This window comes from Kiloniella sp. EL199, assembly GCF_900313065.1.
Taxonomy (GTDB): Bacteria; Pseudomonadota; Alphaproteobacteria; order Kiloniellales; family Kiloniellaceae; genus Kiloniella.
The window spans coordinates 337,134-361,278 of record NZ_OMPU01000010.1; the positions used below are offsets into that span (position 1 = coordinate 337,134).

17 protein-coding genes are annotated in these 24,145 nt (G+C 46.4%); 8 read left to right on the forward strand and 9 right to left on the reverse strand.

Translation table 11 applies throughout. From position 1 onward, the window contains the following. Nucleotides 1-9: 9 nt before the first annotated feature. From accB to D9A03_RS10050, 4 genes are all read right to left on the reverse strand, one after another. Entirely contained in the window at nt 10-456 is a 447-nt protein-coding gene (gene accB / locus D9A03_RS10035; protein ID WP_120497054.1) for an acetyl-CoA carboxylase biotin carboxyl carrier protein, read from the reverse strand. Further along, nucleotides 456-911, reverse strand: coding sequence for a type II 3-dehydroquinate dehydratase (gene aroQ / locus D9A03_RS10040; RefSeq protein WP_120497055.1), 456 nt, complete (start codon nt 909-911; stop codon nt 456-458). Before aroQ ends, accB begins: the two co-directional genes overlap by 1 nt. Nucleotides 912-1,066: 155 nt before the next feature. Next, the gene (locus D9A03_RS10045) at nt 1,067-1,891 is read right to left on the reverse strand and encodes a DsbA family protein (protein ID WP_120497056.1); all 825 of its coding nucleotides are present in this window, start codon (nt 1,889-1,891) and stop codon (nt 1,067-1,069) included. Nucleotides 1,892-2,015: 124 nt separating this feature from the next. Further along, the gene (locus D9A03_RS10050) at nt 2,016-3,380 is read right to left on the reverse strand and encodes a M48 family metalloprotease (protein ID WP_120497057.1); all 1,365 of its coding nucleotides are present in this window, start codon (nt 3,378-3,380) and stop codon (nt 2,016-2,018) included. 61 nt (nt 3,381-3,441) lie between these two features. Here D9A03_RS10050 and D9A03_RS10055 point away from each other — a divergent pair, with 61 nt between their 5' ends. Together D9A03_RS10055 and D9A03_RS10060 are read left to right on the forward strand one after the other, a co-directional pair. Then, nucleotides 3,442-5,049: a gamma-glutamyltransferase gene (locus tag D9A03_RS10055; protein ID WP_120497058.1), complete on the forward strand. Its 1,608-nt coding sequence runs from the start codon at nt 3,442-3,444 to the stop codon at nt 5,047-5,049. 8 nt (nt 5,050-5,057) lie between these two features. Beyond that, nucleotides 5,058-6,200: a pyridoxal phosphate-dependent aminotransferase gene (locus tag D9A03_RS10060; RefSeq protein WP_120497059.1), complete on the forward strand. Its 1,143-nt coding sequence runs from the start codon at nt 5,058-5,060 to the stop codon at nt 6,198-6,200. 71 nt (nt 6,201-6,271) lie between these two features. Here D9A03_RS10060 and D9A03_RS10065 read toward each other — a convergent pair whose 3' ends face one another. After that, the gene (locus D9A03_RS10065; RefSeq protein ID WP_120497060.1) at nt 6,272-9,145 is read right to left on the reverse strand and encodes an Rne/Rng family ribonuclease; all 2,874 of its coding nucleotides are present in this window, start codon (nt 9,143-9,145) and stop codon (nt 6,272-6,274) included. A gap of 557 nt (nt 9,146-9,702) precedes the next feature. On the opposite strand from D9A03_RS10065, the gene D9A03_RS10070 reads away from it, so the two are divergent. The 3 genes from D9A03_RS10070 to prfB all read left to right on the forward strand — a co-directional run bounded on the left by D9A03_RS10070 (nt 9,703) and on the right by prfB (nt 14,764). Next, on the forward strand, nt 9,703-10,947 hold the full coding sequence (locus tag D9A03_RS10070; protein WP_120497061.1) for an N-acetylmuramoyl-L-alanine amidase: 1,245 nt from the start codon (nt 9,703-9,705) through the stop codon (nt 10,945-10,947). A gap of 169 nt (nt 10,948-11,116) precedes the next feature. Then, nucleotides 11,117-13,555, forward strand: a complete 2,439-nt coding sequence (locus tag D9A03_RS10075; protein ID WP_120497062.1) for a penicillin-binding protein 1A — start codon at nt 11,117-11,119, stop codon at nt 13,553-13,555. Between the two features lie 71 nt (nt 13,556-13,626). Next, a protein-coding gene (prfB, locus tag D9A03_RS10080) for a peptide chain release factor 2 (protein ID WP_120497063.1) occupies nt 13,627-14,764 on the forward strand; the annotation gives its coding sequence in 2 pieces (ribosomal slippage) (nt 13,627-13,695 and nt 13,697-14,764; 1,137 coding nt in all). 190 nt (nt 14,765-14,954) lie between these two features. On the opposite strand, the gene D9A03_RS10085 is transcribed toward prfB, so the two are convergent. Continuing rightward, nucleotides 14,955-15,260 carry a DUF1127 domain-containing protein gene (locus D9A03_RS10085; RefSeq protein WP_162938073.1) on the reverse strand — a complete coding sequence of 102 codons (306 nt, stop codon included), beginning with the start codon at nt 15,258-15,260 and terminating at the stop codon, nt 14,955-14,957. A 165-nt stretch (nt 15,261-15,425) separates the two neighbouring features. On the opposite strand from D9A03_RS10085, the gene D9A03_RS10090 reads away from it, so the two are divergent. The 3 genes from D9A03_RS10090 to D9A03_RS10100 all read left to right on the forward strand — a co-directional run bounded on the left by D9A03_RS10090 (nt 15,426) and on the right by D9A03_RS10100 (nt 18,179). After that, a complete protein-coding gene (locus D9A03_RS10090; RefSeq protein ID WP_120497065.1) occupies nt 15,426-16,292 on the forward strand; it encodes a LysR family transcriptional regulator in 867 nt (288 codons plus the stop codon). Between the two features lie 238 nt (nt 16,293-16,530). After that, nucleotides 16,531-17,499, forward strand: coding sequence for a PIN domain-containing protein (locus tag D9A03_RS10095; RefSeq protein ID WP_120497066.1), 969 nt, complete (start codon nt 16,531-16,533; stop codon nt 17,497-17,499). Nucleotides 17,500-17,567: 68 nt separating this feature from the next. After that, nucleotides 17,568-18,179 (forward strand): GIY-YIG nuclease family protein, encoded by a 612-nt coding sequence (locus tag D9A03_RS10100; protein WP_120497067.1) that lies wholly within the window; start codon nt 17,568-17,570, stop codon nt 18,177-18,179. A gap of 183 nt (nt 18,180-18,362) precedes the next feature. Here D9A03_RS10100 and D9A03_RS10105 read toward each other — a convergent pair whose 3' ends face one another. The 3 genes from D9A03_RS10105 to D9A03_RS10115 form a co-directional block, all read right to left on the reverse strand. Continuing rightward, complete coding sequence (locus D9A03_RS10105; RefSeq protein ID WP_120497068.1) at nt 18,363-19,874, reverse strand: MATE family efflux transporter; 1,512 nt, start codon at nt 19,872-19,874, stop codon at nt 18,363-18,365. 77 nt (nt 19,875-19,951) lie between these two features. Beyond that, nucleotides 19,952-22,462, reverse strand: coding sequence for a cation:proton antiporter (locus D9A03_RS10110; RefSeq protein WP_120497069.1), 2,511 nt, complete (start codon nt 22,460-22,462; stop codon nt 19,952-19,954). Between the two features lie 128 nt (nt 22,463-22,590). Continuing rightward, on the reverse strand, nt 22,591-24,132 hold the full coding sequence (locus D9A03_RS10115; protein WP_162938075.1) for a PAS domain-containing sensor histidine kinase: 1,542 nt from the start codon (nt 24,130-24,132) through the stop codon (nt 22,591-22,593). Nucleotides 24,133-24,145 lie beyond the last annotated feature (13 nt).

Sequence of the window (24,145 nt, forward strand, 5' to 3'; positions counted from 1 at the left end):
TGTCAGCTATTATTCAATAACCATCAGTGGTTCGCCAAACTCGATTGGCTGACCGTCACTGACGAGGATCTGTTTTACAACGCCTGATTTCGGGCTAGGCAGCGGGTTCATGACTTTCATTGCTTCGAGAATAAGAAGCGTCTGTCCCTCTGATACAGTGTCGCCTACTTTCACAAAAGTTGGCGCTCCTGGTTCTCCGGCGAGGTAGGCTGTGCCAACCATTGGTGAGGTAATGGCGTTTGCAGGTGCGCCGCCAGTGTCATCAACTGCGGGTGCCGCGGCAGGAACCGCAGCGGGTGCAATGGCTGCTGGTGCCGCAGCATGGACAACGGTTCCGCCCCGGACCAGACGGATACGGTGACCATCTGCTTCGTATTCAATTTCGCTCAGGTCCGTTTCATCCAGCAAGCCGGCGAGGGTACGGATAACCTTCTCATTTACTTCAAGTTTGGACATTATAAATCTTGTTCGCTGTTCAAAACGTTAGCTATCGCATCTATCGCCAAGAGGTAGCCCTGACGTCCCAAACCACAAATAACCCCGAGAGCAGCTTGTGATACATAGGATTGATGTCGAAAGCTTTCGCGACGATGGATGTTGGATATATGTACTTCAATAACAGGTAAATCAACACCTTTCAAAGCATCGAGCAACCCGATTGATGTATGGGTAAGTGCACCCGGATTGATGATGATACCTTCATGTACACCGCGTGCGTTGTGGATCCAGTCAATAAGTTGACCTTCCCAGTTGGATTGCTGACACACTAAAGAAACCCCCAGAGCTTTGGCACGTTTGTGACAAAGCATATTAAGGTCTTCTAGGGTTTCCGGACCATATATTTCCGGTTCACGGCTACCCAGTAAATTTAAATTGGGTCCGTTTAAAAGCAATACTGACGGCAAAGGTATGCACCATTCATTTCAGTTAAATGAATTGATTAGGCGTAACATAGCAGTGCTGATCGTGCAATCAATTGCGACGAAAGTTGTTGCTTTTTTCTATCTCCCAGTCGCAGGGAACCATTGATGACTTCACAAGGAATAAAAGAATGTAACAACTTTACTTAACTGGCTTTTTCTGCACGTATATTTTCAATCAATGCTTTGAATTGCTCGTAAGTTGTGTTGGGGGGCACACTTGTTGTCCCGACAATAAAGGCGGGGGTACCATTGGCTCCAATTCTTTGCGCCAGAGTGCGGGTGTTGAGAATTTCCTGTCCGGTTTCAGGCGATTTCATGTCATCCTTAAATTGGTCAATGTCCAGATCCAGCTCTTCTGCCAGGTTAAAAAGCCTGTCTTGGGAAAGATCAGAAGCATTGTCCATCAAGGCGAAGTGATACTCGTTGTATTTTCCTTGTTTCATTGCTGCCAGTGCTGCACGGGCTGCGATCATGGATTCAGGACTGAGGATTGGAAACTCTTTCATGACAACTTTGAGATTTGGATCATCTTGAACAAGCTGTTTCACGACAGAAGCGGCTCTGTGGCAATAGGGACAGCGATAATCAAAGAATTCAACCAGAACGACGTCACCATCCGGGTTTCCCAAATAGGGCGATGTTGCTGAATTATGGAGCTCTTCTGCGTTACTGATAATGGCAAGTTGTTTTTGTTCTTCTTCACGTTGCGCTTGAAGTTCCTGATATCTGGTGAGGGAATCTATAATAACTTCAGGATTTTGTATAAGATACTCTTTGACTGCTTCTTCGAAAGCTTTTGTCTGTTCTGCTGTCTTAAGAGGAAAGAGTGATGAGTTGTCTTTGGCGTCTTGCGCGTGGCCAACTGTTCCCAAAGCAATTGTGGTGGAAAGAGCAATGGCACCAGCGAAAGTCGGCTTGCAGAGTGTTGTCCAGTTTTGGACGGTGTAATTTTTTTTGTGAAGGAACATAGGAATAAGCTTTTTCTTAATGACAAATAATCAAAGAGATAATGATGAAATCCTTACAAATATGCAAAGAACTTTCCCGTGAACAGAAATGTTCTTTAAGGTTGTTTTTCGACAACTTTGTGTACTAGTTGTTTTTGCGCTTTTTATCTTTCCGATCTGCAGCACTGTTGAGATCAGAAGCCCGTAACCATGCAGGAGATCCCTTGGGCAAGAGTTCTCGTGCGCGTTCGGACTGAATTACGGCTTCGGTATATTTTCCCCGGCCATATGCCGCCTCGGCAAGTGCCAATGATGTCATTCCCTTATCGCCACGACGGCCATAGACGATAGCAGCTTGGCGCCAAACGCCAGGATTGTTAGGCTCTTGAGCCAGGATACTTTGAATGTGTTCTAAAGCTATTGAGTCCTTTTCCGGGTTGTTTTCTTCGATAAGGACCCGAACGTATAAGGTTTTTATCGGTGCTGCATCAGGGGCTAACTCAACAGCTTTTTGAAGATAGGGAGCGGCTTCTTTCCCACGGGCAAATTCAAAAAGGATTTGTCCTTTAAGTTCCAGAAAATACGGATCATTAGGATAGTCATCTAACAAGCTCTCCAGTTCACGCAAGGCGTTATCAATATCTGTTGATCTGTAATAGGAGATAGCACGAGCGTATCTTCCTTCTTGTGACATATCTTCAGGGGGGTACTTTCTTAGAACTTTTGCAGAAGATTCCAGAAAGCCGATGAGTTTGGCGACGATACGTTTGTGAAGCTGTACTACCTCTGGCGAATCGGGTTTGCCAGAATAGGGAGATTTAAGCACTTCATTCTCAAGGAAGTTATATCTCTGTTGGGATAGGGGATGACTTCGTAAATACGGGTCCTGATTTTGGCTAAGAAGTACCTCTTGTCCTCTGAGTACTCCCATAAAATCCCTGAGACCTTCTGCTGTTTGCCCTGTTGCACGCAAGTACTTAACTGCGGCTTGGTCAGCGGCAGATTCTTGCTGGCGGGTGTAACTCAGGAAATTTCGTAAGGCCAAAGATTGTCCGGCACCGATAATAACACCAGCGGCCTCTCCTTTACCTGTTGCGATGGCAGCGCCAATTCCCAATAAATAGCTGGCAATGTTTGTTACAATGGCCTTGTCGGCACTATCGCCTCGAAAGGCGACATGACCACCTGCCAGATGCCCTGTTTCGTGGGCTATAACGCCGATAACCTCTGAAGGAGTCTTTGCAGTTGTCAAAAGCCCGGTGTTAATAAACATCCGATTTCCTGCGGTGACAAAGGCGTTAAGGCTTTTGTCATTTACGATGAAAATCCTTACACTCTGCGGGCTTATTCCTGCTGCCTGGAAAATAGGGGTAGAATAAATTCTGAGGGCGTGTTCAGTTTCAGCGTCACGAATCAGCTTCAATCCCTGAGCTTTTACTGGAAAGGTAAAAGTAACAGTGGCAATAAGTGCAATGATGCGTAAAATCAGGCGGGCTGGTCGTTCATTCAACGGACAGTTCTCACAGGTTTAAAAGATTTCGTTATAGTCAATTGGGGGCAAAGCGTCAGTAATGCAAGACACCTTTTTCGGTAAAACAAAACTTCATTCCGCTATCTTAACAGCATGTTTGGGGGGAATGCTACTCTCAGCTTGTGAAACTGCGGATGAAGCTGCAAAAGGAAACCTTCAAGTTGTCGAAGGTTTTGCTGGCGTTGTATCGGCTGATGAGCCAAGAGCTGCCCAGGTTGGGCGGGAGCTTCTGGGGAATGGCGCGACTGCAGCGGACACAGCTGTTGCAATGTATTTCACCATGGTGGTAACGATGCCTTCACGAGTCAGTCTTGCTGGTGGTGGGGTGTGTTCTTATTATGACAAGGAAGAAAACAAAGCCGTTGCGATGAATTTTCTTCCAAAGTCCTCTCCTTCAGGTGGTGTTATCCCCAAAGCACCCCGAGTGATGGCGGCAATGCATGCGAGATTTGGCGCTGTACGTTGGCAACAGCTGGTCGCATATGGCGAGAATCTGGCACGTTTCGGGAACCCGGTCAGCCGCTCTTTTGCTTACGACCTTGCCCTTGCAAATAAACGTTTGGGCGTCAATGCTGAACTCTTGAGCAAATTTACGCGCGAGGATGGAAAGCTACCACGCGAAGGCGATAAACTTGTACAACCTGAATTATCGGGAGTTCTTGGTGGATTGAGAGCTCAAGGTGCTGGCTATTTGTACGCAGGCCCTTTAACGCGGCGCTATGCCGAAGCATCTACAAATGCTGGTTTCCCATTGACTGGTGATGACATTCGTAATTATCTCCCTGCCTTTGATGAGCCTTTGGATGTTCAGGTTAAGGACGATGTGGCTCATTTTTCGGGTGACGTATCGGGAAGCGCGTTAATAGCCGCAAATGCGTTGGGGCAGTTAAGTGTTAATGGCGATTATGAAGGTGCATCCCTGGAAGAGCGTTCGCATATGTTTGTCGAAGCACTTAAGCGTGCACAGGTTGTTAGGGCCGGGGTTGCTTCCGGACAGGTTGCTGCAGAGGCAACATTGACAGAAGAAGTTCTCGAGAATGTCTCTGAAAGCTATAATTCCGGTGCTGCAACACCCATGTCAAACCTTCCTTATCAGGCTTTACCTGCATCGGGGAACCCCTATGCAGCGGGTTTTTCGGTTATTGATAAGTACAATAATTCTGTTGCCTGTAGCTTTACGCTGAACGGTTTGTTCGGTTCTGGTCGTATGTTACAGGATATGGGCATAGTTTTACCTGCGCCACCTCGTTCAGCCGCAGATGGTTTGGATACGCTTGTGAGTGTTGTTGTTGCGAATGAACCCACGGCTTTTTCTCGTTATGCCGGGACATCTGCTGGTGGAGCTGTAAGTGCGTCAGCTTTGGGTAAAGTAATGGCGGATACGTTGTTGGCAGGGGTGACGTTGAAGGATGCAGAAGTTTCTGCGCGACTACACCACAGTGGTAAGCCTGATGTGGTTTTTTATGAACAAAATAGTCCAAGTGACATTGTGGAAAGCTTGAAGAGTAAAGGTCATGACGCAAGGCCTGCTCCAGAGTTTGGGCGTGTTAATTCCAGTCATTGTGCAAAAAGTTTAAAGTTTAACCCTGAAACCTGTAGTTCTGCTGCGGATACACGTGGTTATGGTTTGAGCCGCTTGGCGCGTTAGGACATAGAATGCCTTTGAAGCTTTCAAACAGGGGGGATATTCCCCCCTTTATCGTAATGGATGTTTTGCGTGCAGCAAATGAGCGTGCAGCTGCTGGCGAAAACATTCTTCATCTTTCTCTGGGGCAACCTGCAACGCCTGCACCTGATCATGTCTTGGAGACGGTAAAATCAGCCCTAGACACCGAAATGATTGGCTATACCGATGCCATGGGGATCTCAGAGCTGCGACAGGGGATAGCGGATCATTACAAGCATATGTACCAGCTAGAAGTTGATCCCAGGCGTGTCATGGTGACGACGGGGTCATCTGCGGGTTTTCTGTTATCTTTCCTTGCTGCTTTTAATCCGGGGGATCGTGTTGCTTTGGCGGCACCGGGATATCCGGCATACAGGAATATTCTTGTTACGCTGGATATTGAACCTGTACTGATTGAGGTTGGTCCTGTTGAACGTTTCCAGCCAACAGCTGAGTTATTGGCGGCAGAAGGCGAATTGGACGGTGTTATTATTGCCAGCCCTTCTAATCCAGCGGGAACAATGTTGAGTGACGAGGCGTTCAAGGGGATTATTGATTACTGTACTTTGCATGATATCAGATTGATTTCAGACGAGATTTATCATGGCATTACTTATGAATCAGAAGCCTCAACGGCTTTGAAATACACCGAAAATGCTTTCATCATAAACTCTTTCTCCAAGTATTTTTCTATGACGGGGTGGAGATTGGGATGGATGATCTTGCCTGAAGACATGTTACGGGCAGAAGAGTGTCTTGCTCAGAATCTCTTTATTTCCCCGCCGGCTTTGTCTCAAATAGCCGGCGCTGCGGTTTTTAACTGTTATGATGTTCTTGAGGGCTATGTTGCACAATATGCGCGTAACCGAGAGATATTGCTCAATGAATTACCTAAAGTCGGTTTTGATAATCTTGCCCCAGCTGATGGTGGGTTCTACATCTATGCGGATATCAGTCAACGGACCAATGATAGCCAGTCTTTTTGTTCACGCCTTTTAAGCGAGACAGGTATTGCTGCGACGCCAGGTGTTGATTTTGACCCCTTCCACGGCAATCATTTTATGCGATTTTCTTTTGCAGGATCAGAGCAGACAATCCTGGAAGCTGTCAAACGCCTCAAGGATTGGCGATAAACGTATAATTGCTTAGACAAGCAAAAAGCCCCGGGCGATGAGTCCGGGGCTTTTTGCTGTCGTGAAAATGGTTAGTTACCGGTTATCCTGCTCCACCAACCTTTTTTCTTTGGTCCAGAAGGCTGCGCTGGTTTTGGTGCTTCAGTTTGAACTGATGCACTTTCAGTAGCGACAGCAACAGGTTTGGGCTCAGGTTTACTCTCTGTTTTGATCTTGGCAACAGGAGTTTCAATCGGAATATTCTTCACTTCTGCAGAAGGTGTTGAAGTCTTCTCAGCAGCAGGTGTCGCTGTTTTCCGCGGCCTTCCAACAGGGCGGCCCGTTTTGGTCGCAGCTTTTGCACGAGTTCTGGTTCTTGGCTTGGCTTTGGGGGCACTATCTGATGAAGTTTCGGTTTCAGATGCCGGGGTGGCAGCTTCTACTTTCTCTTCTACTGTGTCAGCTGATGGAGCCACTGTTGTTTTTGTAGTTTTTTCTACGGCTTCATCCCCAGCTTTCTTACGCGGACGCCGTGTTGTCGTTGCCCTTTTACGAGGGGCACGAGAAGATTTCTTCGGCTTGTCTTCATCATCAGAGGATTGAGCTTCTGTTGAAGGCACGCTTTCGCTGGCACTGTCTGCATCTGAAGTTGTAGCAGTCGATGCTGTAGGTTCTACGGCTACCGTATCCTGAGTAGGTGTTTCTTCAGCAGATACGTCTGATGTAGTAGCTTTTCTACGACGAGGACCACGGCGACGCTTGGGCTTTTCTTCATCAGGCGCTTTGTCTTCAGAGGACGCAGAAGTTTCTTGTGTTATTTCGGAAGTCGCATCTGTTTTTTGTGCTGTTGCGTCACTATTATCAGCTTCGGATGCACTCTGATTTTCAGGGCTGTCCAACTGTTCTTCTTCGCCCTCAGGACGTCTGGTTCTTCTTCGTCCACCACGCTTGCCACGACGGCGACGTTTGCGGGGGCGTCCATCATCATCAAATCCGTCCTCGGAACGAGATGCATCCTGATCATTGTCGCTGGATTGGTTTTCATCCAGAGATGAAGTTACATTTTCATCACTATCCGTATCAGAAAATTCTGAGCGGTCTTTACGGCGACGGCGACGGCGACGGCGTTTTGGATCTCCGTCCTGACGATCATTATGCTCTGAGCGCTCAGGCCGTTCTTCATTCAGGTTTCGTGTTGATTTGACCTGTGCTGATTTCACAGATTCAAGTGGCATTATCTCATCGACAGGACCGTCGTTGTTTGCGATCAAACGTTCCAGCCGGAAGTTTGGAATAACGATGCTGTTATCAGCATTGATATCAACAGTAAAGTTGTAGCGCTGTTCTATTTCGATAAGGCGAGAACGTTTCTGATTAAGGATATAGAGAGCAACTTCGGTAGGCACGAAAAGGGCAACCTTGCCGCTTCCTTTACGGATACCGTCTTCTTCCAGCGCACGAAGGGCGTGGAGTGCAGCAGACTCTGTTGTTCTTACTGTTCCTATTCCATCGCAGTGCGGGCAAGTCAGTGTTGAGTTTTCAACAATACTCGGGCGCAATCGCTGGCGAGACATTTCCAGTAAGCCAAAGGGGCTAATCCGTCCCAACTGGATACGTGCTCGGTCCGCCTGCATGGCGTCTTTAAGGCGACGTTCAACTTCGCGGTTATGTTTGGGATCATCCATATCGATGAAGTCAATGACCAATAATCCTGCCAAATCACGCAGGCGTACTTGCCGTGCAACTTCATCAGCAGCTTCCTGATTGGTCTTGAAAGCTGTTTCTTCGATATGACGCTCTTTGGTGGCACGACCAGAGTTAACATCTACAGCCACCAAGGCCTCTGTTGGGTTAATGACCAGATATCCACCTGATTTAAGTTGCACAATCGGATTGTGCATTGCATCGATTTGTGTTTCCACCTGGAATCGGTGATACAATGGAACCTGCATGCCCTTGTAGTGTTTAACTTTTTTAGCATGGCTTGGCATTAGGGAACGCATGCAGCTTTTGGCCATCTTGTATCCGCGTTCGCCTTCAACCAAAATCTCTTCCATGTCACTGGTGTAGAGATCACGCATTGCCCGCTTGATCAGATTTGCCTCTTCATAAATCAGGTTGGGTGCTTCGGATTTTAGCGTATTCTCGCGAATTTCGTTCCAGAGACGAATAAGATACTCGTAATCACGCTTGATTTCCATTTTCGTACGCTGGCTACCAGCTGTACGAACGATCACAGCAATTCCTTCGGGAATCTTCAGTTCGGATAGAATATCCTTTAGGCGTTTACGATCATTTGGATTACTGATTTTACGACTAATCCCGCCACCTTTATTGGTGTTGGGCATTAGAACGGAATAGCGACCTGCAAGGGAAAGGTAGGTTGTTAAGGCAGCCCCTTTGTTGCCGCGCTCTTCTTTCGCCACTTGAACAAGAATAACCTGACGACGCTTGATGACCTCTTGAATTTTGTAACGTTTCATGAGGTTCACGCGAGACTTTGTTTTTGTTTCAAAGTCTGATTCGTCTTCATTGATGCTATCAACAGAGGTTTCCCCGGCGATTTCCTCAATGGTATCGTCTTGCTGTTTTTCTACACTTTCAAGGGAATCTGAAGAAACATCGGGTGTATCTTCCTCTGCCTGCGATGCGTTGTTTTCTTCCTCTTCCTGAGGTTCAACAACAGCTTCTTCTTCCATAATACTATCGCGATCCGCAACCGGAACACGGTAGTAATCCGGATGGATTTCGCTAAAAGGAAGGAAGCCGTGTCTGTTCCCGCCGTATTCTACGAATGCAGCTTGGAGAGAAGGTTCAACACGGGTTACACGAGCGAGGTAGATATTTCCTTTTAGTTGTTTCTTGGATTGGGTTTCAAAATCGAAATCTTCAAGTTTGTTTTCGTTGTGCACCACAACCCGGACTTCTTCCGGGTGGGTGGCATCGATTAGCATACGTTTTGCCATACGTGAGTAACTCCAGCGTGCGGCCAGCGCCTTTGGTAAGCCATAACAAAGGCGGCGCACGGAACATCATTGTCGATGAATTTATATGATCAAGAGCGTTCATTACCGTTTCTTTAATCCTGCGTATCCGTAGTTTCGAACGGGAACGCTCTCGCCTGAGAATCACCTCAAAATAGAGATGATTCGACTAAGTTAAAAATGTTGAGGGGGTAGTTGTTTTTGTGAAACCTTGCCCCATCAGTTTGGCTTGTTGTACTTGCTTCTCAGGGCGTCTTTTGTATAAAGACCGAAATCTGCAGCTTCTGGCTAACAGAGCCTCCTGAGGCATCAGTACACGCTTCTAGCCGGATTCATTGTTCCGCTGTCAGCGTAGAATTTTCTGCCTGTAGATTAACAGGAGCTCTCCCTCTGTGCTAGAAGGTAATTTCACTTTTTTGGATTCATTTTAAAAATACGTGATAATAGGGTTGCCTTACAGGGATGTTTTTTGGGTAACATATTTAGATTAAACCGAAAATAGCTTGGTATTAAACAGTGATATTTGAGATAAAGAGCGCATGAACGTTAGGTTTTTTAGCTGTACCAGATTGGCGGGACTTCTCCTGACCCTGGTAGCTCTTTTGGGAACAGCAGGTGCACAGAGTTCTGATCTGGATGCCATTCGAATCGGAAAACATCCGGACAAAACCCGCTTCGTTATGGAATTATCTGAAGAGCCTGCCTATCGAATCTTCACGCTTCCTGATCCCTATCGCATTGTCATTGATCTGCCCAAGTTGAACTGGAAGGTGCCCAAGAACAAGGTTCCAAGAGCGACAGGTGCTGTTCAGGCTCTCCGTTTTGGTCTGTTTGAACCAAACATCAGTCGTGTGGTTTTGGATGCACGATATCCGGTTTCTATCTCATCGGCTTTTTTGTTGCCCCCGAAAGAAGGACATAAACATCGTCTGGTTGTTGATATCAAAAGGGTTTCTGCTGCAACTTACAAGTCATCTGGTGAACAGAAACGACAACTCACTTCGGTGAAGCCCTTGAAAGAAGAAACACAGGTTGCTGCCACACCTGTTGTTCCCACCTTGATTGCACCAAAGACAACAAAGAAGAAATCCAAAAAGGTTATCGTAATTGACCCCGGGCATGGTGGTGTTGACCCGGGGGCAATTGGTGTATCCGGTATTCAGGAAAAAAACCTGGCACTGAGTTATGCAAAGAGCCTAAAGGCCGTTTTGGAGAAATCCGGGCGCTATAAAGTCGTTATGACAAGGAACTCTGACACCTCATTGGCACTTCGACAAAGGGTTGGTATTGCCCAAAAGGCGGATGGTGATCTGTTTATTTCTCTACATGCGAATAAACATCCCTCTAGCAGGGTTCGGGGATTTTCTGTTTACAGTTTGTCTGAAAAGGGATCGGATAAAGAAGCCGAAGCACTCGCCGCAAAAGAGAACAAGGCCGATATTATTATTGGCTTTGATTTGAGTGAGCAGTCCGCTGATGTCAGTAAAATTTTGATCGATCTTGCACAACGCGAGACTAATAATCAGGGCAAGCAGTTTGCGAATGTACTGGTTGGTGAAATGAAGCGTGAGGCAAAGTTGTTGGGGCGCCCGCATCGTTCTGCCGGTTTTGCTGTGTTGAAATCACCGGTAATTCCGTCTGTTTTGGTAGAGCTTGGGTATATGTCAAATAGACAGGAAGAGCGGTTACTCAGAAGTGACAAGCACAGGGAAAGATTGGTGACTGCGATAAGTCGCGCTGTCGATCAATATTTCGGGAAGTTGGAAAGTTACAATACGCAATAACTGGTTTCTTGAGGCTTTCTGGTATAATAACAGGGAAAATTACCTCAAGCCGCGCTTTTGGGCGTGATGGGGAGTGATAAACAGGTGATTGCCTGTTTTGCCATATGGCTGTCATAGTTTTGAGGCAGATTTGCGGATTATAGCGTTGATGCTGGTTAGGATTTAAGGCGTGAAGTTTCTTAAGATATTGGGCTATTTGTTTGGTCTGGGAATTGTGATGGCAATTGCTGGCGGAGGCGTAGTTCTCTACGCTTTTTATGAATATGGCAAAGGCCTGCCGGAACATACTGATCTTAAGGATTATGACCCGCCGACTGTAACGCGGGTACATGCGGGTGACGGACGCTTGATGGAAGAATACGCAAAGGAGAAGCGTATTTACGTGCCAATAACGGCAATACCAACTCGTGTTAAAGATGCTTTCCTTGCTGCAGAGGATAAAGATTTCTATACCCATGGTGGTTTGAATTATCTCTCTCTTGCCCGTGCGATGATGACCAATATCAAGAACATTGGATCTGGCAAGCGGCTGGTTGGGGCATCGACGATTACCCAACAGGTGGCAAAGAACTTTTTGCTTACCAACGAAGTGTCCTATGAGCGTAAGATTAAAGAAGCCATTTTGACGTTCCGCATTGAAAATGCCTTTGAAAAAGAACGTATTCTGGATCTGTATCTGAACGAAATATTTCTGGGCTATCGATCCTACGGTGTGGCGGCAGCTTCATTGAACTACTTCAACAAATCACTCGATGAACTTACAATTGCCGAAGCAGCTTACCTGGCTGCCTTGCCAAAAGCACCGTCCAACTATCACCCTGTTCGTCGCCATGCTCCGGCGCTTGCGCGGCGTAACTGGGTTATTGGCCGAATGTTGGAAAATGGAAAGATTACCAAAGCAGAGGCTGAAACGGCCTGGCAGTCACCGTTAGAAGTTATCAAACGGGATCAAACTGAAATTGTTGATGCCCCTTACTTTGCAGAAGAAGTTCGCCGTGAGCTAATTGATCTTTACGGGGAAGATGGGCTGTATGAGGGGGGATTGTCTGTTCGTACGACTTTACAGCCGAGATTGCAGAAAATTGCGCAAAAGAGCTTGCGAGATGGTTTGATCGCATATGATCGCCGCCATGGCTGGCGGGGCCCAGTCGCTACCTATGATCCGGAGTCACCGGATGGGTGGAAGAGGCAGTTGGAAGCAATCCCTACGCCCAAAGGTGCCGAACCCTGGAAACTTGCGGCTGTTCTGGAAGTCGGTGAAAAGTCTGTTGCTATCGGTCTTGCAGATGGGACACGCGGCACTATTCCCATGACTGAGATGAAATGGGCGCGAAAGTGGCTTAAAAATCAACGCTTTGGTGGGGTGCCAAGTACACCGGGGCACGTATTGTCAGTGGGCGACGTTGTTCTTGTCGAAGGTGTTGTGAAGACTCCAAAGGGGAATGACTACCCTAAAAACACCTTTGCTTTACGGCAGATTCCGGATGTGAACGGTGGTCTTATTGCTATTGATCCTCATACGGGTAGGGTTTTGGCTATGTCAGGTGGTTTTTCTTTTGCCCGTAGCTCATTTAATCGCGCGACACAGGCGATACGGCAACCGGGGTCAGCAATCAAACCGTTCATTTATCTGAGTGGCCTTGATAATGGTTATACACCTGCAACACTTATACAGGATGCACCCTTCTCTTTGGATCAGGGAGCTGGCCTTGGTAAATGGAAACCGGGTAACTATACCAAAAAGTTCTATGGACCGACACGTATGCGGGTTGGTTTGGAAAAGTCCCGTAATCTCATGACAGTTCGCCTTGCCCAGAATGTGGGAATGGACAAAGTCGTCGAGTACGTAAAACGCTTTGGTATTGATAACAACATGAAACCTGTGTTGTCGATGTCGCTGGGGGCGGGTGAAACATCCCTGCTGCAGATGACGACTGCTTATGCAATGTTGGTAAATGGCGGGAAGCGTATTGAACCGTCACTTGTTGATCGAATTCAGGATCGACGGGGACGGACTGTTTTCAGGCATGATTCGCGCAACTGTTTGCCATGCGTTAGCGATGGTGCATGGAACAATCAGCCGGTGCCAACCCTGCCGGATACCAGAGAGCAGATTGTTGACCCTGCGTCAGCTTATCAGATGGTGTCCATGCTGGAAGGTGTCGTGCAACGGGGGACGGGGCGCAGGATCAAATCTATTGGTAAGCCGCTTGGCGGGAAAACGGGCACAACCAATAAAAGCTTTGATGCCTGGTTCCTCGGCTTCTCTCCGGATTTGGCTGTTGGTGCCTATGTTGGCTTTGATAACCCGAGAACCTTGGGGGCAAAGGAGCAGGGCGCAAGTGCTGCTGCTCCAATCTTCAAATCTTTCATGGAAGAAGCCTTGAAAGATGCACCTGCTACACCTTTCCGTGTTCCGGCAGGCATTCGACTTGTCCGTATTAATGCTGAAACGGGCCGCTTGGCCGGGGCCAATGATGACAATGTTATTGTCGAAGCCTTCAAGCCACAAAACGTTCCATCACCGAATTTTTCAGGTGTTGGGGAAGAGAATGACAATCCTCTTTTATCTGTGACCGATGGATTGACAACCGAGGGGTTGTATTAACCCACCCTAAGCAGGTAGAAGAAGCCGAATTATTTATTTTTAAATCTAGCTGACGAGGAGGCCGTATAAGCATGCGCGCCGAGATCGAAGCAGCGGTTGGCGATATTGAACAGTCGCTGATCCTGCTGAGGAGGCATCTTTGACTGGGATGCCGCACTTAGACGACTGGACGAACTGAACGTTCGAGCCGAAGACCCGGAACTCTGGAATGATCAACAGCTTGCCCAGACGCTGATGAAAGAGCGTACCCATCTGGAGCAGTCGATTGCGGCTGTTCGCAAGATCGAGAGCGACGTGGAAGAAGCCACCTTGCTGATCGAGATGGGCGAGGACGAAGGTGATCAGGAGTCTGTGGACGAGGGGGAAAACCAGATTTTCGCCCTGAAGGAACTGGCGGATAAAAAGCAGTTGGAAAGCCTGTTGTCTGGTGAAGCCGATGCAAATGACTGTTACCTGCAGGTCAATGCCGGGGCTGGCGGGACAGAGGCACAGGACTGGGCCGAAATGCTGTTGCGTATGTACACGCGCTGGGCAGAACAGCATGGCTATAAAGTTGAGTGGCTGGAAGAAAGCAGCGGTGAAGAAGCTGGTTTGAAATCGGCCACGGTCATTATCAAGGGTCATAATGCCTATGGTTGGCTGAAAACCGAAGCTGGTGTTCACCGCCTTGTGCGTATTTCGCCCTATGATTCACAGGCCCGTCGTCATACATCCTTTAGCTCTGCGTGGGTGTATCCGGTTATTGATGACAGCTTTGATATTGAGATTCTCGACAAGGATATCCGCGTTGATACTTTCCGTGCTTCCGGCGCGGGGGGGCAGCACGTGAACACAACAGATTCAGCGATCCGTATTGTCCACGAACCCACAGGTATCGTTGTGCAGTGTCAGAATGACCGTTCGCAGCATAAAAACCGCGCGACCGCGATGAACATGTTGAAATCACGCTTGTTCGAACACGAAATGCAAAAGCGGGAAGAAGCTGCACAGGCTGAAGCCGATTCAAAAACCGAGATCGGGTGGGGACGACAGATCAGATCTTACGTCTTGCAACCCTATCAGATGGTGAAGGATCTCCGCACAGGGGCAGAGACCAGCAACTCGGGCGCTGTGCTGAACGGGGATATTGATATGTTCCTCGAGGCATCACTGGCGTCCAAGCTCAAGGGCGGTACGAGTGAAGACGAAGAAGTCGAAGAGCTTCTGTAATCAAATTCTTTGATCGTTAAATATAAGGGGCTAGGGCTAATGCGCTGATCCTGTAAATAGTGATTAAGAAAAACCCGATAGGATGGATAGTCCTATCGGGTTTAGTTTTAGCATAATCAAACAGCAGGTTTGTCAGCTAAAGAACAGGAATAGGTGCGAGCAGGTGCCAGATTAAGCCAACCGATTTTATCTACTGGGATTGTCCAAGACGATCAGTTGGTAAATCCCAATAAGCGCGAAGACTTTCTTGACGAACCTGTTCTTGATTGACGCCAATATCTTCCAACTGCTGAGGCGTGAGGCCAGCCAATGAGCGGCGTTCTTCGCGAATTTCAAAGGCTTTTACAATTAAGCCCAAGACGCGGGAAAAGAATGTTGTTGCTTCTTTTGTCGAGGAAGCAAAAATTTTGTGATCCCGAGAAAAAGAAGCCCCGCAAGTGCCGTTCGTGCCCACAGTGTGACATGCGTTCAAGGTATGACATGGTTGTTTTAGCATTTCATCCTCCATTGCATAATGTGATGGTTTCGATCGTTGCGATCAATGTTATTGATATATTGGCATGGATTTATTATTATGGAAGTGAATAGTTTTGATGAATGTCATCACAAAAATTGATAGTTCTGTTTTTAGACGCAGGACTAATAGAAGAAAGTCAGTAGATTGAGAAATTTTGACCTCGGAACATTACGCAGTTTTATCACGGTCAGTGAAACCGGTGGTATGACCGCTGCGGCAAACAAACTTCACATGACCCAGTCAACAATCAGCATGCAGATCAAGCGCCTGGAAGAAAGTGTTGGTCTGCCGCTACTGGACCGTAATAACGGGCGCGGTATCCGGCCAACTGCAGAGGGCGATCAGCTGCTTGGTTATGCAAGGTCAATGCTGGATTTGAACGATGAAATTTGGGGCAGGTTAACAGCCCCGAAATATGAGGGAAGCATCTGCCTTGGCGTGCCCGGCGATGTGATCAGGCCCCATATTCCACATGTCCTCAAACAGTTCAACCGTGACTTCCCCCGTGTGCAGGTTAAGCTGAAAACCGCGGGATCAATCGATCTGGCTGCCGAAATAGAACACGGCCAACAGGATTTGATCCTGACGACAGAGGTATATAACAAGGATCAAAAATTGCCCGAAAATGCCGAACTTCTGGCCGTGCAGCCTCTGTTATGGACGGGCGCTGTAAATGGTCACGCGTGGATGGCGCGTCCTTTACCTGTCGCAATGGTACGCGGCTGTGCGTTTCGGCGGTCCATGATTGATGCCTTGGAGCAGGCGAATATTCCCTGGCTGGACGCGGTCGATACGGACAGCGAAGATTCTACTTCAGTGGCCGTCGCCGCAGACTTCGCGGTTCGTCCTGAACTGCCAACCTTCACCGACCCCGGCATCGAAGAAATCGACCATCGCGGCGAGCTACCAACTCTCCCCCGATGTAGCATAAACATGTACCTCGCCGACGGCCCGAATAAGGCCTTGGCAGAAGAGTTGGCGATCTATATCCGAGGTGCTTTTCGGGGGTAGGGGAAACGGGCATCAAGCTGTTATCACGAGATAAAAATTTGCCTATTAAATTAAAAAATAACACTAAAGGTTGTGCATTGAATTGTTTTATATGATGTTTAATTCTTCCTTCTGACCCAAAGCGGACATACGGATAAATGGACTGAAATAATATAATTGTGAATTTTGACAAAAAACTAAGTGCATTAGCAAAAATTAATTTAGGGAATATGTGTTGTAAGACATGTAATATGTAAACATGCATGTGTTTATTGATACGAATATCATACTGAGCTTTCTTCATTTTTCTAAAGATGATCTGGATGCTCTTCAAAATGTTTTTGCTTCCCATACGCATGGTTCGGCAAGCATTCATCTAACTCAGCAGGTGTGTGACGAATTCAAAAGAAATAGAGAAAATCGAATAAAAGACGCTTTAAAGCGATTTAAAGACAATAAGTTTTCAGCACAATTACCATCGTTTATGAAGCCTTATAGTGAGTATGATGAAATTAGAGAACTCAGCTCTAAATTGCAAAAAAAGCAAAAAGATATTTTGGTTAAAGTTGATCAAGAAGTTACCGAACAAAATTTGCTTGCGGATAAGCTAATCAAAGAGATTTTTGATAAGTCAGACATAATTGAAACTTCACGCGAAATTTATGACCTTGCATCAATGCGTATGTCTATAGGTAATCCGCCAGGTAAAAATAGTTCAATTGGAGATGCTATAAATTGGATTATTTTGTTAGACGTTGTTCCTAATGGTGAAAACCTCCATGTCATTAGCGAGGATGGTGATTTTTATTCCTCAATAAATGAAATTTCTCCCCACCCATTTTTACAAGAGGAATGGAGTGAAAAAAAAGGTTCAGAATTAGTTGTGTATAGGAAACTGTCTGAATTTATGAAGGAACACTTTGATGGAGTTGCCTTTTCATTCGATAAAAATAAAGAGGCACTTTTTGATGAGCTAATGAACGCAGGTTCGTTTTCGAGAACACATGGGATCATTTCAAGATTAGAAGAATATTCGTATTTTTCACTCAAGGAAGTCTGTAAAATATTAGATGGGGCTTCAGAGAATGACCAATTTGGCTCCATAATTACTGACTATGATGTGTCTGATTTTCTTAATCGAATAGCCGTTCCTCGTCTTGGAGAACTTATTTCTGACAAGCACAAACAAATTGTCCAATATGTTATTGATGAGCAGAAGGAGCGTTAAAAGTAGAATGCGTTCTTTTTCAAAAGTAATATTTTTTACCAGTTTTGATAAATTAACGGCTGAACAAAATGGCACAGGGAATCTTATACTTTTTGGTAAATGAAGCAATGCCGGGACTGGTTAAAATCGGTCATACAACTGCTAGTCTAGAAGAACGGTTAGGACAATTATCCTCCACTGGTGTGCCGAAACGATTTGGAGTAGTTGCTAGTTTTTATGTTAGTAACTCAATGCAATGTGAGAAGGATGTTCATCTTAAGTTGAAGTCTTATAGGGCAAATCCGAAACGAGAGTTCTTTGTGGGATCTCCTGTGAAACTGATCGAAGAGTCCATTTTTGTAATTGGGAAATATTTAGCGTCAGATGAAAACATAAAATTTCAAGGATCTCTACCAAAGTACCAAGTTGATGAAGATGATATCTATTTCTTGCTTTATTTGCTGCACGACTGCTACCCAGTGGGCGGATCTTATTCGAGTGCTGAGCTAATAGAGCACCACAACGCTTATGATCCTGTCACCTTAGATGTGAAATTAATGAATTTAGAAAAGTATGGTTATGTTAAGAGAATTAATCCACCGCACGAAGGCATAGGCCGGTGGTGTATCATGCCAGAAGGTGTGAAATTGATGCTTGATGGGAACCATCATGACCAATCATTACTTGATGAGTTGCGCTAGAATACCGTTCTATGATGCTTGCTACGATGCACAGTAGCTAACAAATACCCACTTCTAGCGTTAAGCGACGAAGGCTGTGATCGATTAAATTCACTGATAAAGTTTGTTTCAAAACCTGGGTAACTATAGTCTGTTATTGAGTTACCTATATGTGTAAATGCTTAAATCAAACTCCAAATTTCTCTACCCCTTATACGTCCTCAATATTCCCGGCCCGCCCAATCCTTGCATGCTTTCTCTCGCAACGATTATCAGAATAATCATCGAGAGCAGAAGGCCGCTCCAGACGGCTGTGAAGACAGCGGTCCAGACGCCCCATTCGTTCCAGTTCAGGACATAGATGAAAAGGGCGGCAAAGCCTGCCGAGGCGAAGATTTGTCGGTAGATCCCGATCCATACGGTCCAGATCGGGCGCTTGATGCCTTGGAAAAAGGACATCATGGCAAAGAGGGTGAGGTAGGCTGGCAGCATGGGGGCTGCGAGTAGCAGATAATCAAACCCGACGGAAATGACATCTGGATCCTGAGTAAAAAGGCCTAGCAAGAACTTACCACCGAGTAGGAGCAGAAGCGCGCCAATGAGCATCATGCCGATGCCTGTCAGCACACACCACCAAAAGGCATAGCGCACTCTGTCGAGTGCTTTGGCCCCGTGATTTTGCGCAATTATTGGCAAGAGAACGATTGTCAGCCCCAAGCCGGGCAGCAGGACAAGCTGTTCAATGCGCAGGGCAATGCCATAGGCCGCGACCGCGGTTGCGCCAAAGGGTTGCAGGAAATACTGGATGACAAAAACACCCACAGTGATGGTCAGGAAATTCAGGCTTGCCGGGGCACCCTGATCCACGATGTCCTTGATGATCTTTAGATGGGGGATGAAGCAAGACAGCTTTGTCTGTGCCATTGCTCGCGATTTCAGGGCGTGGGACAAAAGGTAGAAGGCCACGAACCATTCGATGATAACGGTGGATATGGCGAGGCCGTCAAAGCCAAGCCCCGGAATGCCAAAGGCTCCGAAAATGAATAGCGGGTTCAAGAGGCAATTGGCGAGAAATCCCCCGATCAGGGCATTGCGGTTTGTGACAGTATCGCCCTGGGCACTCAGAATGCCGTTGGCAGCGAAAGCGATCATGAAGGCGGGTGCAGCAAAGAGAATAAGTATCAGATAATCGTGGGCTAATGTTCTGTAGCCGTTATAAACCCCGAGTAAATCCAGCAGGTGAGGGATAGCGTAGTAGCCCGCCACACAAAGGAGGAAAGAGAAGAGAGTGGCAAAGCTGAGGCCCTGAGCAGATATATCCTTGGGAGCAGCGATATCAATATCTTTTGAAGTCTGTTCCTCTGCATCACTGGTTGCGTCTGTAGTTGTAGCCGTATTCGTACTCTCATTTGAATTTGTCTGAGTGCTGGCTCCAATGGCTGTACCAACCAGGGCTGAAATTCCCTGTCCAAATCCGATACCAAAAGCGATGAGAATGAAGAATACGGTAAAGGAAACTGAAAGCCCGGCCTGGGCATCCGTCGAGATCATCCCGGCAAAGAAGGTATCGACGACATTGTAGAGCGTGTTAAACAGCATCCCTATTCCAGCGGGTATTGCCAAAGCCCTGAAGTGTTCGGGAAGGCTACCTTTAACGAGATCTCTTTCACGGGTTTTTGTAGCTTTGGCTTTTTTGATTTTTCCGTTTTGAACCACGCGGCGGCTTTCTGTTTGAAATCTGGGCTATATGAAACTCTGGTTTTCGCAGAGTTTGGTTTTAAAAACGTTTGTCTTCAAGAAATTGGGGATGAAATGCTTTTGTTTTCATCGTTCATGCTTTTTCGTTTGGTGGCAATGTCAGACAGGGCGCTTCGCCAACTGGGATGGGAACGAGCTAACTCCTGAAAAGTTTCTTTTTCTAGGAGCAAAAGGTGCGAGTAACTTATGGATTTTACATCTGCGCTTCTATGCGCTTCGTCCAGAAGTGCCATTTCCCCGAAGAAATCGCCATGACCAAGGCGATGTAGCTCGTCCCCAACACGAATTTCCACGGCACCACTTTCAATGAAATAGAGGCCGTCAGCACTGTCGCCTTTGCGAAACACATAAGCGCCATCGGCAAGCACGCGAGGTTGCAGCTTTTTCGCAATCTCTTTCAGTTCAGGGTGAGAAAGATTGGAAAACACAGGGAAGGCGGACAGAAGTTCTGCGGTTGTTGCTTTGATATCAACGCGAATTTTGGAGCGGTTGGTTACGTGGATTGAATTCGTTTCATTCTTCAGGCTGCGTGACAGATCATCACTGATGATGCCTGACTCTCTCAAGGTTTCAATTTGCTCTATTTCATCCTGGTAGGCAAAGCGTTCCAGAATTCGCTGATCAAGTGTGCGCGCAAATTTAGGATACTGAAGTCTTAATGCTGCCAAATGTCTTTCGATACTTTCCAGTCTTTGGTTCAGTATTTCATGGAGTACTTCGACCGGGCGAGGTCCCAGAAGATCACAAAGTCTGTTATCTAGAAAACCTTCCAGTTCCATGACCAGTATGCGGCTGATCAGAAGAAACTGGAAATGCTTTCCCAGATGTGATGCGAGTGGACGGTTAAGCCCAAGATGAGTTTGACACCAGCCCAACATCAAAAAATTAGGTGTGTGTCGATAAGGTTTTTTTGCTGCATTCAGATAGCCCAAACGTCCGTCTTCACGCGCACTGTCAATCATGTTTTCTACGACCAGAAGATACTGATCAACCAATTCATGACGCAAAACACCGCTTAATCTCTGTTCAAATAAAAGAGTCTTTTCCTGATTTGCCAAGGCGACAAGGCCAATGACCAAGCGATCTTTATCGCTAATTTCCTCTTCGTAGGATTTGTCTTCTGTAACTGTCGACAGCCGGTTGCTGTAGGGTTTTATCGTCAATTCAACCAGTTTGGGATCCAGTTCAAAGCGATTGGCAAAGCTGGTCAGGCTGGATTTTACCGTTGAAAGTGATTGCGATAATACCTGTGTTCTGAAAGCACGTTCAATGGGGGATAGTTGATCCAGTTTTAACCACTTCATTAATGGTGTCAGGCTTGGTCCCTGAATGAGAAGAGTGAAGAGCGCAAAACCTGTGGCTTGAATAGCAATGAAGCGTTGGGTTTCATTGTCGATAAGGGGGTTTTCCGTTACAGAAAGCGCCAAAGCAAGCGTAACCGCACCGCGCAGCCCGCCCCATATAATAACTGTCTTCGTCGGGTTATTAACCCGTTGGGTTATTTTCACCAGGGTTAATAGAGGGAATATACCAAAAAGAATGGCTGCTCTTGCGAACAAGGCAGCGACGACAGCAACCAATATCACGATCAGATCTGAAAAGGCGAAATCGGATAATAAATCGGGAACCATAAGTGCGGCGAGTACAAAAACCAGCCCACCGGCCCACCAAGCCAGTTGATCTAGGGTCTCAAGGAAAAAAGTGAAGGTTTCAGATTGAAAACGAGACCGTGCCATCGCACTGAGAACGAGACCACTGGTTACGACAGCGATAACGCCGGAAATATGAATGTAGTTGTTGGCCAGGGTATATACGATAAAAGGCAAAGCCACAGTGATGGTAAGCTGTGCAGCCCGAAAAGAGCCTAACCAGGATATAAGAGCGATTGCCAAGCGTCCAAAAATAGCGCCTGTAATAATCCCGCCGAGGAAAGATACCCCAAACTCTTTTACAAGAAGACCGGGCTCGTAACCGCCCCCCGATATAATCAGCGTTAGAAACGCGCTGAAAGCAGCAATGGCGGTTGCATCGTTAAGCAGGCTTTCTCCTTCGACCAGACGGGTGAGACGTGCTGGTGCCCCTAAGTCTCTAAAAAGTGCAATGACGGCACTGGGGTCTGTGGTTGCGACGATGGCACCAAATAAAAGACAAACGATCAAAGGCGCGCTGGATACAAGTGATACAGCACCGCCGATAAGACCGATGGCAACAAAGACACCTAAAACGGCTAGAAAGATGATCGGGATAATATCTTTAGCCAGACGTCTGACATCAATGGTAATTGCACCTTGAAACAACAAGATAGGAAGTAAAATATCCAAAAATGTCGAGGATGATATCGGGATGTTAACGACAAGTGCTGCAACATCGTTAAATTGGTCTGTCAGGCGAGTATGCAGAAGCCAGTTTGCACCAGACGCAATGAGAACACCAATAAACCCCAAGACTACGGTAAAAGGTAAACCGCTACGCCTTGCAAGCGGTTGTGTGCACGCGATTATAATAAGCAACGCTGAAATTGTAAGAACAATGTCTGAAACTGGCACGCTGAATGTCCATCAAGTTAGTGCACAAAATTACTTGCGATGACTATATAGATAATTTTTCAGTGTACCCTAGGATAATCGGTATAAATTTCTGAAAATTTCCAAGAAATATCTATAAACAGTGATGATCAGATCATTGAGGGATCAACGTATCTCATTGCCGGGAAATCCAGAACAACTTTCGTTCCGTTATTGACTTCACTTGTCAAACTTAATGTGCCGTCATGAAGTTCTGTGAGCATCTTGCTTAGGGATAGGCCCAATCCTGTTCCCTCGTGAGCAGTGCGCGCATTGATGCGCGCCTGTCCAAATGGAGCAAGAACAATGGGAATATCATTCTCTTCAATGCCGCAGCCCGTATCACTGATTGTTATGCGGATGTTTTTCTGATCATCTCTTTGCAATTCAAGGAGTATTTTTCCATCAACTGGCGTGAACTTTATGGCATTGGAGAGCAGGTTCAGGATAATCTGACGCATAATGCGTTCGTCACCCTGAAAGTAAATCTTCTCTTTTGCTGTTTTTACTTCGATATCAAGTGTTGTTGCATCTGGTCGCCCCCGAATGATTTGCATACAGGCAGCAATCGTATCCTTTAGATCGAGAATGTCTTCGTTTAATTCGAACTTTCCGGCTTCTACTTTGGATATATCCAGTACGTCATTGATTAGATTGAGAAGGTGTTCACCGGAATGATGGACATCGTTGATGTATTCTCTATATCTTGGGTGCCCTAAATCGCCGAGTAATTCGTCGCGCATAACCTGTGTGAAGCCAAGGATTGAGTTCAAAGGTGTACGCAATTCATGGCTCATATGTGCCAGAAATTCTGACTTGGTGTTATTGGCGATATCGGCCTCATCCCTTGCCCGCATCAGTGCGAATTCGGCTTCTTTGATATCTGTAATGTCTTTTTGAATACTGACCATATAGCGATCTTCAGTGACACGATCGCTGAGGAGAAGATATCGACCATCACTGAGTTGCACAATTGTTGACTGTGGCGGGCCTTTGTCCAGATCTTGCCGTCGATTGATGTAATTTTGGTTATCTCCATCCAGTACAACAACAGTTCCTCGTTCTATGTCAAGCTTACCGAGTTCATACTCGATGACACCGGGTTTGGCTTCATCATCGCTATAGTTATAAAACTCTTTGAAATTATTGTTGCATATTACCAGTCGCCCGTCCGGATCATAGAGGACAAATCCTTCGCTCATGGCTTCTAGTGCATCAACTAACATTTTTCGCGAAGATACAGCTGAATTTTTAACTTTTAGCTCTTCAGTAATGTCGTATCCACAAAATAAAAGATAGTTTTTTTGTTTTAAAACAATTGATTGTATTGTGATTGAAAAATCGTGGAGAGATCCGTCTTTGCCTCTTAGACAAGCATGAAATCGATTAACAATATTGTCAGTTTTTATGCGTCGGATCATGTCCGCACGCTTTTTAGGACTTAGCCAGATATTAAGTTCCTGTGATGAATGACCGACAACTTCTTCTTTTTTATAGCGCAGTGTTTTAAGCCACGCGTCACTGATCGCATGGATTAAACCCGTTTGAGGATCCGTAATAACAAAATAGGTGCCTGAAGCGGCAAAAATAGCTTCCAGAAGTTCCGCTGAATCAAGGCTGAAGTCTGTGAATAAGGGTTCCGGCGCAGGCAATTCTCGTCCTCTT